Origin of the sequence: Streptomyces cucumeris (genome assembly GCF_024295805.1) — a bacterium.
Lineage (GTDB): Bacteria > Actinomycetota > Actinomycetes > Streptomycetales > Streptomycetaceae > Streptomyces > Streptomyces cucumeris.
Genome location: NZ_JANCLX010000024.1, coordinates 1 through 11,952 on the forward strand (window position 1 = coordinate 1; position 11,952 = coordinate 11,952).

An 11,952-nucleotide genomic window follows, 5' to 3' on the forward strand; every position below is an offset into this window, starting at 1 on the left:
TACGAGCTGAGCGTGGCCCAGACCGTGCTGCGGGTCCACACCAGGGTCGCCGACCTCTACAACGACCCCATGGACCAGGTGGAGCAGCAGCTCCGCCTGACCATCGAGGCCCTGCGCGAACGCCAGGAGCACGAGCTCATCAACAACCGCGAGTTCGGACTGCTCCACAACGCCGACCTCTCCCAGCGCATCCACACCCGCAGCGGCCCGCCCACCCCCGACGACCTCGACGAACTGCTGGCCACCGTATGGAAGGAGCCGGGGCTGATCCTGGCGCATCCGCGCGCCATCGCCGCGATCGGCAGGGAGTTCAACAGCCGGGGCATCTGCCCGCAGAGCGCGGAGGTGAACGGCCATGCGCTGCCCGCGTGGCGCGGGGTACCGATCCTCCCGTGCAACAAGATCCCGGTGACCGCCAGCGGGGTCACCTCCCTTCTCGCCCTGCGCACCGGTGAGGAGAACCAGGGGGTCATCGGGCTGCACCGGACCGGAATTCCCGATGAATACCAGCCGAGTCTCTCCGTGCGGTTCATGGGAATCAACGAACAGGCCATCATCTCGTATCTCGTCAGCGCCTACTATTCCGCGGCCGTCATGGTCCCGGACGCGCTCGGAATCCTGGAGAACGTGGAAATCGGTCTCTGACGGGCCGCCACACCTTCCGGTGGCCCTCGTATACGTTCCCGAATACCTACCGAAATGAGTGATGAGCACAGATGACCACTTCCGTGGAGTCCGGTGAGCAGCCGCTGAGTCTGGGCACGGCCGCCGCACGGAATCTGGCGACGACGACCAAGTCCGTGCCGCAGATGCAGGCCATCTCCTCCCGGTGGCTGCTGCGCGTCCTGCCGTGGGTGCAGGTCTCGGCGGGCACCTACCGGGTGAACCGGAGGCTGAGCTACACGGTCGGCGACGGGCGGGTGGAGTTCATCAGCACCGGGTCGCAGGTGCGGGTCATCCCGCCGGAGCTGGGCGAGCTGCCGACGCTGCGCGGCTTCGAGGACGCCTCCGTGCTGGAGTCCCTGGCCGACGCCTGCGTCCAGCGGGAGTACGCACCGGGGGACGTGCTGGTCGAGGCCGGTCGCCCGGCTGATCAGGTGTACCTCATCGCCCACGGCAAGGTCCGGCAGATCGCTCCCGGCGCCTATGACTCCGATACGGCGCTGGCGGTCCTCGCCGACGGCGAGTACTTCGGTGACTCCGCCCTCACCGGCACCGAGCGGACCTGGGACTTCACCGTCCGGGCGGTCACCCGCACCACCGTGCTGACCCTTCCCCGGCGTGCCTTCCAGGAGGCGGCCGACCGTTCGGGGGCGCTGCGCGGCCATCTGGAGGAGCGGGAGAACCGGCCGGAGCCCGCGCGGAACCGGCGCGGTGAGGCCGATATCGCGATCACCTCGGGCCATGCGGGCGAACCGGTGCTGCCGGGCACCTTCGCGGAGTACGAACTGAGTCCGCGGGAGTACGAGCTGAGCGTGGCCCAGACCGTGCTGCGGGTCCACACCAGGGTCGCCGACCTCTACAACGACCCCATGGACCAGGTGGAGCAGCAGCTCCGCCTGACCATCGAGGCCCTGCGCGAACGCCAGGAACACGAGCTCATCAACAACCGCGAGTTCGGACTGCTCCACAACGCCGACCTCTCCCAGCGCATCCACACCCGCAGCGGCCCGCCCACCCCCGACGACCTCGACGAACTGCTGGCGCGGCGCCGCAAGACGCAGTATCTGCTGGCCCATCCGCGCACCATCGCGGCGTTCGGGAGGGAGTGCAGCAGCCGAGGGCTGTATCCGCAGGGCGCCGAGATCGGCGGGGTGGCCGTGCGGGCCTGGCGCGGGGTGCCGCTGCTGCCGTGCAACAAGATCCCGGTGAGCGAGACCGGCACCAGCTCGATCCTGGCGATGCGCACCGGGGAGGAGAGCCAGGGCGTCATCGGCCTCCACCAGACCGGGATCCCTGACGAGTACGAGCCCAGTCTGAATGTGCGGTTCATGGGCATCAACGAGCAGGCCGTGACCTCGTACCTGGTCAGCGCCTACTACTCGGCGGCCATCCTGGTGCCGGACGCGGTGGGTGTCCTGGAGGACGTCGAGATCGGCCGCTGAGCGGCGCGGCCGCCGCCGTCACCGCGGGCGGGGTCAGGGGCGGACGCTGCTGACCACGTCCGCGGTGGCGGCGAGCCCCTCGGAGATGGTGGGCGCCACGCTGCTGCTGGCCAGGTAGAAGCCGAGCGTCACACAGACCAGGGCATGGGAGATACGCAGCCCGCCGCTGCGCAGGAAGACCACCGCCAGAATCAGGAGCAGCAGGACCACGGAGATGGAAATGGCCATGGGAGCCTCCTCGGCCGCTACGGAGGATCGGAATCCGGCCGTCAGTGTGGCCCAGAATCGCTGATGACCCGCCGCACCACGGTGCTCCGGACGGGTGCCGATCTGCTGTTCGGGATCGCCGCGGCGGTCTCGCGGCCATGCGGCGGTCCGCCCCGGCGCTTGCGCGCCGGGGCGGACCGCTGTCGCACGGGGTGGTCAGCCGGTGGGCGCCGGGAGGTCCACCAGCCCGGCCAGGAGCTGACGGTGGCGGCCGGGGGTGCCCAGCGCGATCTCAGCGCTCTTGGCCCGCTTGAGATAGAGATGGGCCGGGTGTTCCCAGGTCATACCGATACCGCCGTGGAGCTGTACACACTCCTCGGCGGCGTGCACGGCCACCTCCCCGCAGTACGCCTGGGCGACGGCCACCGCCACCTCGATGTCGGGGCTGTCGGTGGCGAGCGCGTCGGCGGCGTGCCGGGCGGCGGCACGGGCCGAGACCAGCTCCAGCCAGAGCGCGGCCATCCGGTGCTTCAGCGCCTGGAACGAGCCGATGGGGCGGCCGAACTGATGGCGCTCACGGGTGTGACGCACAGCCTCGGTCAGACACCACTCGGCCACCCCCAGCTGTTCGGAGGCGAGGAGTCCGGCCCCGGTCAGCAGAGCCCGCCGCAGGGCGGACCTGGCCCGGTCCGCCTCAGCCACCCGGCGCGCGGGCGCCCGGTCGAGGGTCACCGTGGCCAGCGGCCTGGTGAGGTCCAGTGAGGTGAGCGCAGTGACGGTGACACCGGGATCGGTGGCGGTCACGGCGTAGAGCCCATAGCCGCCGGGACCGTCGGCGGGGACGAGCAGCAGCTCGGCGCCCAGCGTGCCCGCGACCCCGCGGACCTCACCGCTGAGGGTCCCCTCGCGCCCGCTCCGTACGGTGGCGGGCGGGAGCTCCTCACCCGGGGTGCCGGGCAGCGGAAGAACCAGGGTTCCGGTGGTCCGTCCCCCGGCGAGCTCCCGGAGCAGCCGCGCCACGGCGTCCTCGTCGGTGTCACAGCCGAGCAGGGCGCTGACGGCCAGCACGGCGCTGGTGAGGTAGGGCACCGGGGCCACGGCACGGCCCAGTTCCTCCATCACCACCGCGACCTCGCGTGCGGTGGCGCCCTGTCCGCCCAGCTTGTCGGGGACCAGGAGACCCGCCGTGCCCATCTCGGCGCCCAGTGCCCGCCAGACGGCGGGGTCGTAGGGACGGTCGCTCTCCGCCTGGGCGAGTACGGCCGGCGCCGGGCAGCGGTCGGTGAGCAACGACCGCACGGCGGCGCGCAGATCGTCCTCGGCCTCGGAGTAGAGCAGGTCCGGGGTGCTCATCGGGGCAGGTCCTTCCACGGGAGGTCCTTGTCGGTCCGCGGCTCGGGCGGCAGGCCCAGGACGCGTTCGGCGATGATGTTGAGCAGCACCTCCGAGGTGCCGCCCTCGATGGAGTTGCCCTTGGCGCGCAGATAGCGGTAGCCCGCCTCGCGTCCGGTGAAGTCGACGTGCTCGGGGCGGCGCAGGGTCCAGTCGTCGTAGCCCAGTCCCTCCTCGCCCAGCAGTTCCAGCTCCAGCGCGCTGAGTTCCTGGTTGAGGCGGGCGAACGCGAGTTTCATGGCAGAGCCCTCGGGGCCCGGCTGGCCGAGGGCGAGTTGCTGGCGCAGCCGCTCCCCCGCCAGCCGGGCCGCCTCGGCGTCCACCCACAGCCGCAGCAGCCGCTGATGGAGGTCATGGGTCCGCAGTTCGGGCCGGTCCCGCCAGGTCGTGGCGACCAGGCCGACCATGCCGCCCTCGCGGGGGATCCGGCCGCCGCCGATGGCGACCCGCTCGTTCATCAGGGTGGTCTGGGCGACCCGCCAGCCCTCGCCGACCTCGCCGAGGCGGTGGCTGTCGGGGATGCGCACCCCGGTGAGGAAGACCTCGTTGAACTCCGCCTCGCCGGTGATCTGCCGCAGCGGCCGCACCTCCACACCGGGGTCGGTCATATCGCAGACGAAGTAGGTGATCCCACGGTGCTTGGGCAGATCGGGGTCGGTGCGGGCGATGAGGATGGCCCAGCGGGCGAGGTGGGCACTGGAGGTCCACACCTTCTGGCCGTCGACCACCCAGCCGTCCCCGTCGCGCACCGCGCGGGTGCCGAGCGCGGCGAGGTCGGATCCGGCGCCGGGTTCGCTGAAGAGCTGGCACCACACCTCCTCGCCGGTCCACAGCGGGCGCAGCAGCCGAGCGCGCTGCTCATCGGTGCCGAAGCCGAGGATGGTGGGCGCGGCCATGCCCAGACCGATGCCGATGCGCCGGGGGTCGTTGTCGGGTGCGCCGGCGGCCTCGAGTTCCGCGTCCACGACGGCCTGGAGGGAGCGCGGGGCGTCCAGGCCGCCGAGCCCGGCCGGGTAGTGCACCCAGGCCAGCCCGGCGTCGAAGCGGGCGCGCAGGAAGTCCAGCCGTCCGGTGTCGGCCGGGGGATGGGCGTCGAGGAGCGCGCGGACGCGACGGCGCAGCTCGGGGGCGTCTACGGCGGTACGGTCCCGTGCGGTGGTCATCGGGTGCCTCCCGTGGTCCGGCCGGGGACGACGACCACACGGCCGGTGGTGACGCCCTCGGCGACGCGCTGGACGGCGTCGGCGGCGTCGGCGAGCGGCACCCGTTCGCTGACCAGGGGCCGTACGGTGCCCTCGGCGGCCAGTTTGGTCAGTTCGTCGTGGCAGGAGCGGACGGCGGCCGGGTCCTTGGTGTTGTACAGGCCCCAGTGGAGGCCGAGGATCGCGTAGTTCTTGACCAGGGCGTGGTTCAGGGCCGCCTGCGGGACGACACCGCTGGCGAAGCCGACGACCACGATGCGGCCTTCGAAGGCCACGCACTTGACCGACTTGGCGAAGGCGTCGCCGCCGACCGGGTCGTACACCACATCGGCACCGCGTCCGCCGGTGGCTTCCTTGACGGCGGCCACGAGGTCGTCGGTGCGGCGGTCGAGCACGAGGTCACAGCCGATCTCACGGGCCACCCGCGCCTTGTCCGCACCGCCCACGACGCCGATCACCCGGGCTCCTGCCGCCTTGCCGAGCTGGACGGCGGCGGTGCCCACCCCGCCCGCCGCGGCGTGCACCAGCAGGGTCTCGCCCGACCGCAGCGCCGCCCGGCGGTGCAGTCCGAACCAGCCGGTCTGGTAGCCGATGTGCAGTGCGGCGGCCTCGGCGTCGTCCAGCGCGTCGGGAGCGGGGAGCGCGTTCGCCGCGTCCACGGCGACCAGTTCGGCGAAGCCCCCCGCGGGCAGGGTCGGGGTGGCCAGGATCCGGGAGCCGACCTCGCCCTCGGCGCCCTCGCCGACGGCGACGACCTCACCGCACAGCTCGACGCCCGGGGTGAACGGCAGCGGCGGCCGGACCTGGTAGTGGCCGCGGCACAGCAGGGCGTCGGGGAAGTTGACGTTGACGGCCAGGACCCGCACCAGCAGCTGACCCGGCCCCGCCACCGGATCGGGGACCTCGTCCAGGCGCATGACCTCGCGCGGCTCGCCATTGTCGTGCACTCGCCATGCCTGCATCCGGTGGCCTCCAGAAGCTGTCGGTAGCGGCGTTCCCTACGCCCAGGCGGCACATACTAACCAGTCGGTACGACCCTGGAAACCGCCTGGTCCGATGCCGTCAGCCATCCTGGCGCTCCCGTCCGGCGCGGTGGGAACTCCTGTGCAACTCTGGAGGCACTCTTGAGCCCGGCACGCCAGCAGGTGAAAGTGGCGACATGCCGGTTCGCAGTACGGCGGGCCGGCAGCCGGAACGGGACGGGAGAGACGACTGTGCCCGACAGCAAGGCGATCAGCGAGGCCGAGATGGAGGCCCGGCTGCACGGCATCTGTTTCAAGACAGGGCCGCCGCGCCGCATCGGTGTCGAGCTGGAATGGCTCGTGTACGACCCGGACGACCCCGCACGACCCGTGGACACGGCCCGGCTGGAAGCCGCCGTCACCGCGCTGCGCGGACTGCCGCTCCGGTCCGCGATCACTTTCGAACCCGGCGGTCAGGTGGAGCTGAGCTCCCTTCCGGCCGACTCCCTCACCGCGTGCGTGGAGTCCGCCGCCGCCGATCTGGATCTCGTACGGACCCTCCTCGCCGGTCTCGGCCTCGGCATCGCCGGGCACGGACATGACCCCTGGCGGCCGCCGCGCCGGTTCCTCACCACGCCCCGCTACGAGTCCATGGAGACCTATTTCAACCGCCGGGGCCCGGCGGGGCGGTCCATGATGTGCAGCACCGCCTCGGTGCAGGTGTGCGTGGACGCCGGACAGGAGGAGCCCGGTCCGCTGGGCCTGGGACGGCGCTGGCGCCTCGCCCATCTGCTGGGCGCCGTGCTGACTGCCGCCTTCGCCAACTCACCGCTGCGCGAGGGCAGACCCACCGGCTACCGCTCCACCCGGCAGGCGCTGTGGGCCGCGATGGACCCCGGCCGTGTCCTCGCCCCGGCCGACGGCAGGGAGCCCCGCACCGCCTGGACTCGCTACGTCCTGGACGCGCCGGTGATGGCCGTACGGGCCGAGCACGGGACGTGGACCGTACCGGACGGACTGACCTTCCGGCAGTGGGCCCGGACCTCGCTCCCCCGGCCGCCCACCCTCGATGACCTCGACTTCCACATCTCCACCCTCTTCCCGCCCGTGCGCCCGCGAGGTCACCTCGAACTGCGCATGATCGACGCGCAGAGCGGCGACGACGGCTGGATCGTCCCGCTCGCGGTCACCGTGGCGCTCTTCGACGACCCCGAGGCCGCGGAAACGGTTTACCGCGTGGTCAAACCGCTCGCCGAGACCGCGGGCACCCGCCCCGCCCCCTGCAATCCGCTGTGGCTCAGCGCGACCCGGGACGGTCTGGCCGACCCCGAGCTGCGGACCGCCGCCGCGACCTGTTTCGCCACCGCGCTGGAGGCACTGCCCCGGCTGGGCGCCTCCCCCGCGGTCATCTCCGCGGTCGCCGACTTCACCGACCGCTATGTGGCCCGTGGCCGATGTCCCGCCGACGATCTTCTCGCCCCCGTCCCCGGGAAGGAGGAACGGCCATGACCGCTTCCGACTCCGACCTCCTCGACCCCGAGGCGCTGCGCCGGCGCGCCGAGACCGCGCTGCGCACCGCACGTGAACGCACCCACACCCTCACCACCTGCGTGGACGACCACGACCTCACCGCCCAGCACTCCCCCTTGATGTCGCCGCTGGTGTGGGACCTGGCGCATATCGGCAACCAGGAGGAGCAGTGGCTGCTGCGCGCCGTCGCCGGACGGCAGGCCATACGCCCGGAGATCGACTCGGTGTACGACGCCTTCGAGCATCCCCGCGCCGCGCGCCCCTCACTGCCGCTGCTGGCACCGGCCGAGGCCCGGGGCTATGTCTCCGAGGTACGCGGCCGGGTGTTCGACATCCTGGACCGGATCGAGTTGCGCGGCGCCCCCCTCGTGGACGCGGCGTTCGCCTTCGGGATGATCGCCCAGCATGAGCAGCAGCACGACGAGACCATGCTGATCACGCACCAACTGCGGCGCGGACCCACCGCACTGACCGCCCCGGAGCCGCCGGACACCACCGACGGGGCCGCGCTCCCCGACGAGGTGCTGGTCCCCGGCGGCCCGTTCACCATGGGCACCTCCACCGAGCCCTGGGCGCTGGACAACGAACGGCCCGCGCACCGGCGGCTGGTCCCGCCCTTCCACATCGACACCACCCCGGTGACCAACGGCGCGTACGCCCGGTTCATCGCGGACGGCGGCTACACCGAGCGCCGCTGGTGGACCGCGGAGGGCTGGGCACACATCCAGGAACACGGGCTGAGCGCCCCCCTGTTCTGGCGGCGCGAGGGCGGGCAATGGCTCCGCCGCCGCTTCGGGGTGACCGAACCGGTGCCCGAGGACGAGCCGGTGCTGCATGTGAGCTGGTACGAGGCGGACGCCTATGCCCGCTGGGCGGGGCGCCGGCTGCCCAGCGAGGAGGAGTGGGAGAAGGCCGCCCGCCACGACCCGGCGACCGGCCGGTCGCTGCGCTACCCCTGGGGCGACGAGGACCCCTCGCCCGACCACGCCAACCTCGGCCAGCGCCATCTGCGGCCCGCACGGGCCGGAAGCTATCCGCGAGGCGCCTCTCCGCTCGGTGTCCGGCAGCTCATCGGTGATGTGTGGGAGTGGACGTCGAGCGACTTCCTGCCCTACCCCGGATTCAGCGTCTTCCCCTACCCCGAGTACTCGCAGGTCTTCTTCGGGCCCGCGTACAAGGTGCTGCGCGGCGGCTCGTTCGCCGTGGACCAGGTGGCCTGCCGGGGCACCTTCCGCAACTGGGACCTGCCGATCCGGCGGCAGATCTTCTCGGGCTTCCGCACCGCCCGCGACGCCGACCCGGAGGCCGCGTGAGGGCCGTGGCCGCGAACGCGGCCCCCATCGCCGGGGGGTGGCGCTGATGTGCCGCCATCTCGCCTATCTGGGGCCGGAGACCGCCATCGGTGAGGTGGTGAGCGCTCCGCCGCACAGTCTGTTCACACAGTCCTGGGCACCGCGCCGGCAGGCCCACGGCACCGTCAACGCCGACGGATTCGGGGTGGGCTGGTACGCACAGGACGACCCGGTGCCCGCGCGCTACCGGCGCGCCGGGCCCATCTGGGGCGATCTGTCCTTCGCCGATCTCGCCCGGGTGGTGCGCACCCGGGCGCTGATGGCCGCCGTGCGCGACGCCACCGAGCCGAGCGCGGACGGGGAGGCGGGCGCCTCGCCCTTCGCCTCCGGGGTCTGGCTGTTCAGCCACAACGGCGCGGTGCGCGACTGGCCGGACTCCCTCGCGGAGGCGGCCGCGGCGCTGCCGCCCGCCGCCCTGCTGAACCTCACCGCGCGCTGTGACTCCGCGCTGGTGTGGGCGCTGGTACTGCACCGGCTGCGGCTGGGCCACGCGCCGGGCGAGGCGCTGGCCGGGGCCGTCGAGACGGTGGCCGCCGCCGGGCCCGGTTCACGGCTGAACCTGCTGCTCCTGGACGGATCGACGATCGCCGCCACCGCGTGGGGCGACACCCTGTGGTACCGGGCCGAACCGGGCCACGCGGTGGTGGTGGCCTCCGAGCCCTACGACGACGATCCGCGCTGGACGGAAGTCCCCGACCACACCCTGCTGACCGCCACCCGTACCGAGGTTCTCCTCGCTCCCCTCAAGGAGGCTTCCGCGTGAGCCCCTTCACCATGACCCGGACCCTGCCCGTGGACACCACGACCGCCGCACTGCGCGAGGACGTGACCGACGGGCTGACCCGCACCCCCAAGCGGCTGCCGCCGAAGTGGTTCTACGACGCCCGCGGAAGCGAGCTCTTCGAAGAGATCACCAGGCTGCCCGAGTACTACCCGACCCGCGCGGAGCGGGAGATCCTCATAGCCAGGGCAGCCGAGATCGCCGCGGTGACCGGGGCGAGAACCCTGGTCGAGCTGGGTTCCGGCTCCTCGGAGAAGACCCGTCATCTGATCCGGGCGCTGCCGGAACTGCGGGCCTACGTCCCGGTGGACGTGAGCGAGAGCGCCCTGGAACTGGCCGGGCGCGCCCTGCTCAGCGAGCATCCCGAGCTGACGGTGCACGCCATGGTGGCCGATTTCATGAGCGGGCTGACCCTGCCCGAGGACTGCCCCGGGCCCCGGCTGCTGGCGTTCCTCGGCGGCACCATCGGCAATCTGCTGCCGTCCGAGCGGGCGGAGTTCCTGACCGCGGCGAGCGCGCTGCTGGCCCCGGGTGACGCGCTGCTGCTCGGCACCGACCTGGTGAAGGACGAGGCCACGCTGGTCTCCGCGTACGACGATGCGCAAGGGGTCACGGCGGCGTTCAACAAGAACGTGCTCGCGGTGCTCAACCGGGAGCTGGGCGCGGACTTCAACCCGGCGGACTTCGATCACGTGGCGGTGTGGAACGCCGAGGAGGAGTGGATCGAGATGCGGCTGCGGGCCCGCAAGGACCTCACCGCCAAGATCCCCTCGATGGATCTCGCGATCCCGTTCACGGCCGGGGAGGAGGTCCGCACCGAGGTGTCGGCGAAGTTCCGGGAGGAGAAGGTGCGGGCCGAACTGGCGGCGGCCGGACTGGAGTCCCGGCGCTGGTGGACCGATGCCGAGGGGCGCTTCGCGCTGTCGCTGGCGGTCCGTACGTAGACGGCACGAGGTCCGTCGGCAAGCGGCGCGAGGGATCTCCTCCGGTGGCCGCCGCCCGTGTCCGGGCGGCGGCCACCGCCGTCCCGGGAGAGCACACCTAGGTCCTGTCCTGTCGATCTTCGTGGATCAGGCCGCGGCGTCTGGTGCCGTAGCTCGCAAGGCGGAGGGTCGTCCTTGTACTGGGCGTACTCGGATGATCCCGACAACGCGGCGAGGTGCGGTGCCAGGCGTCGCGGGCCCACGAAGATCGGCAGGACAGGGCCTAGGCCCTGTCCTGCCCGTCTTCGTGGATCAGGCCGCGGCGTCGGATGCAGGGGGGCACCTTTCAGCGTTGGCGTCACGGGCCCACGAAGACCGGCCGGGCAGGGCCTAGCGCGGCGGGGCGGTGCTGCCGCGGGGGGCCAGCCGCGGGACGTCGTCCTGCACCCGCACCGCCGCCTCCCCGTCCAGCAGCGCGATCAGCCGCTCCGCGGCGTGCCGCCCGAAGGCCGCGGTGTCGCGCACCAGCGCGGTCATCGAGGGGTGGGTGCTGCGGCACAGCACCGAGTCGTCCCAGGCCACGATGGACAGGTCGGCCGGGACGGACAGTCCGCGCTCGGCGGCGGCGGCGAGTCCGGCGACCGCCATCACGTCGTTGTCGAAGACCAGGGCGGTGGGCGGACGGTCACGGGCGAGTACCCGGCGGGTGGCCTCGGCCCCCTGGGCGTCGGAGTAGTCGGTGGTCACCGAGGCCACCTCGGTGAGCCCGCGGCGCTCGGCCTCGGCGCGCAGCGAGCGCATCCGGCGCCGGGTGTGGGCCAGTCCGGGCAGTCCGGCGATATGGGTGATCCTGCGGTGTCCGAGGCCGTGGAGATGGCCGACGATCGAGGCCATCGCGGCGGCGTCGTCCGCCCAGAGGTTGGAGATGCCGGGGTGGGCGGGGGGTTCGGCGGCCGGGTCGTCGGTCATGGAGCCGATCACCACGGCGGGCAGGCCCAGTTCATCGAGCAGATCCGGCCGCGGGTCGTCACGGCAGGGGTCGACGACGAGGACGCCGTCCACCCGGTGCTCGGCCCACCAGCGACGGTAGGTGGCGCACTCCGCGTCCAGGTCCTCCACCACCTGGAACAGCAGACCGAGACGGCGCCGGGAGAGCGCTTCCTGCACCCCGGAGACCAGTTGCAGGAAGAACGACTCCACGCCGAGGGTGCTGGCGGGCCGGGCGAGCACCAGGCCGACGGTGGCCGAGCCCTCACCGGACAGAGCCCGTGCGGCGGTGCTGGCCTGCCAGCCGAGTTCCTCGGCCACGCGCCGCACCCGGTCGCGGGTGGCCGCCGAGACCCCGGGGCGGTCGTTCAGCGCGAAGGAGACCGCGCTCTCGGAGACCCCGGCGCGGCGGGCGATGTCCTTCATCGTGGGGCGTCGGGCCGGTGTCCGGCGCATGGGCTTCCTCCCGCTCCCCCGGACCGTGCCTTCCGGGGAGATCACTAAAGCGCTT

General features: G+C 72.5%; 11 protein-coding genes. 6 read left to right on the forward strand and 5 right to left on the reverse strand.

The features are described from left to right. Together NMK44_RS28630 and NMK44_RS28635 are read left to right on the forward strand one after the other, a co-directional pair. Nucleotides 1-645 (forward strand): family 2B encapsulin nanocompartment shell protein (locus NMK44_RS28630; RefSeq protein ID WP_302888755.1); only part of this gene is annotated, 645 nt, incomplete at its 5' end. 71 nt (nucleotides 646-716) lie between these two features. Further along, a complete protein-coding gene (locus tag NMK44_RS28635; protein ID WP_254748414.1) occupies nucleotides 717-2,105 on the forward strand; it encodes a family 2B encapsulin nanocompartment shell protein in 1,389 nt (462 codons plus the stop codon). A 33-nt stretch (nucleotides 2,106-2,138) separates the two neighbouring features. Here NMK44_RS28635 and NMK44_RS28640 read toward each other — a convergent pair whose 3' ends face one another. The 4 genes from NMK44_RS28640 to NMK44_RS28655 all read right to left on the reverse strand — a co-directional run bounded on the left by NMK44_RS28640 (nucleotide 2,139) and on the right by NMK44_RS28655 (nucleotide 5,868). Then, nucleotides 2,139-2,333 carry a hypothetical protein gene (locus NMK44_RS28640; protein ID WP_069860708.1) on the reverse strand — a complete coding sequence of 65 codons (195 nt, stop codon included), beginning with the start codon at nucleotides 2,331-2,333 and terminating at the stop codon, nucleotides 2,139-2,141. A gap of 195 nt (nucleotides 2,334-2,528) precedes the next feature. Then, a complete protein-coding gene (locus tag NMK44_RS28645) occupies nucleotides 2,529-3,665 on the reverse strand; it encodes an acyl-CoA dehydrogenase family protein (protein WP_254748416.1) in 1,137 nt (378 codons plus the stop codon). Then, nucleotides 3,662-4,867 carry an acyl-CoA dehydrogenase family protein gene (locus NMK44_RS28650; RefSeq protein WP_254748418.1) on the reverse strand — a complete coding sequence of 402 codons (1,206 nt, stop codon included), beginning with the start codon at nucleotides 4,865-4,867 and terminating at the stop codon, nucleotides 3,662-3,664. The genes NMK44_RS28645 and NMK44_RS28650 overlap by 4 nt, the downstream gene beginning before the upstream one ends. Then, complete coding sequence (locus tag NMK44_RS28655) at nucleotides 4,864-5,868, reverse strand: NADPH:quinone oxidoreductase family protein (RefSeq protein ID WP_254748420.1); 1,005 nt, start codon at nucleotides 5,866-5,868, stop codon at nucleotides 4,864-4,866. Before NMK44_RS28655 ends, NMK44_RS28650 begins: the two co-directional genes overlap by 4 nt. A gap of 252 nt (nucleotides 5,869-6,120) precedes the next feature. Here NMK44_RS28655 and egtA point away from each other — a divergent pair, with 252 nt between their 5' ends. Genes egtA through egtD form a run of 4 tightly spaced genes read left to right on the forward strand, consistent with a single transcriptional unit; the run spans nucleotide 6,121 to nucleotide 10,475 of the window. Next, a complete protein-coding gene (gene egtA, locus NMK44_RS28660; RefSeq protein WP_254748422.1) occupies nucleotides 6,121-7,377 on the forward strand; it encodes an ergothioneine biosynthesis glutamate--cysteine ligase EgtA in 1,257 nt (418 codons plus the stop codon). After that, on the forward strand, nucleotides 7,374-8,711 hold the full coding sequence (gene egtB / locus NMK44_RS28665) for an ergothioneine biosynthesis protein EgtB (RefSeq protein WP_254748424.1): 1,338 nt from the start codon (nucleotides 7,374-7,376) through the stop codon (nucleotides 8,709-8,711). Before egtA ends, egtB begins: the two co-directional genes overlap by 4 nt. A 46-nt stretch (nucleotides 8,712-8,757) precedes the next feature. Beyond that, nucleotides 8,758-9,513, forward strand: coding sequence for an ergothioneine biosynthesis protein EgtC (gene egtC / locus NMK44_RS28670; RefSeq protein ID WP_254748426.1), 756 nt, complete (start codon nucleotides 8,758-8,760; stop codon nucleotides 9,511-9,513). Continuing rightward, complete coding sequence (egtD, locus tag NMK44_RS28675; protein WP_254748428.1) at nucleotides 9,510-10,475, forward strand: L-histidine N(alpha)-methyltransferase; 966 nt, start codon at nucleotides 9,510-9,512, stop codon at nucleotides 10,473-10,475. Before egtC ends, egtD begins: the two co-directional genes overlap by 4 nt. A gap of 369 nt (nucleotides 10,476-10,844) precedes the next feature. Here the strand turns inward: egtD and NMK44_RS28680 are convergent, their stop codons facing one another. Then, the gene (locus NMK44_RS28680; RefSeq protein WP_254748430.1) at nucleotides 10,845-11,897 is read right to left on the reverse strand and encodes a LacI family DNA-binding transcriptional regulator; all 1,053 of its coding nucleotides are present in this window, start codon (nucleotides 11,895-11,897) and stop codon (nucleotides 10,845-10,847) included. Nucleotides 11,898-11,952: the final 55 nt, after the last annotated feature.

Excerpts from the sequence above, each read along its gene's own strand:
- NMK44_RS28635 (WP_254748414.1), top strand. The coding sequence starts at position 717 with ATGACCACTTCCGTGGAGTCCGGTGAGCAGCCGCTGAGTCTGGGCACG.
- NMK44_RS28640 (WP_069860708.1), bottom strand. The coding sequence starts at position 2,333 with ATGGCCATTTCCATCTCCGTGGTCCTGCTGCTCCTGATTCTGGCGGTG.
- NMK44_RS28645 (WP_254748416.1), bottom strand. The coding sequence starts at position 3,665 with ATGAGCACCCCGGACCTGCTCTACTCCGAGGCCGAGGACGATCTGCGC.
- NMK44_RS28650 (WP_254748418.1), bottom strand. The coding sequence starts at position 4,867 with ATGACCACCGCACGGGACCGTACCGCCGTAGACGCCCCCGAGCTGCGC.
- NMK44_RS28655 (WP_254748420.1), bottom strand. The coding sequence starts at position 5,868 with ATGCAGGCATGGCGAGTGCACGACAATGGCGAGCCGCGCGAGGTCATG.
- egtB (WP_254748424.1), top strand. The coding sequence starts at position 7,374 with ATGACCGCTTCCGACTCCGACCTCCTCGACCCCGAGGCGCTGCGCCGG.
- egtC (WP_254748426.1), top strand. The coding sequence starts at position 8,758 with ATGTGCCGCCATCTCGCCTATCTGGGGCCGGAGACCGCCATCGGTGAG.
- NMK44_RS28680 (WP_254748430.1), bottom strand. The coding sequence starts at position 11,897 with ATGCGCCGGACACCGGCCCGACGCCCCACGATGAAGGACATCGCCCGC.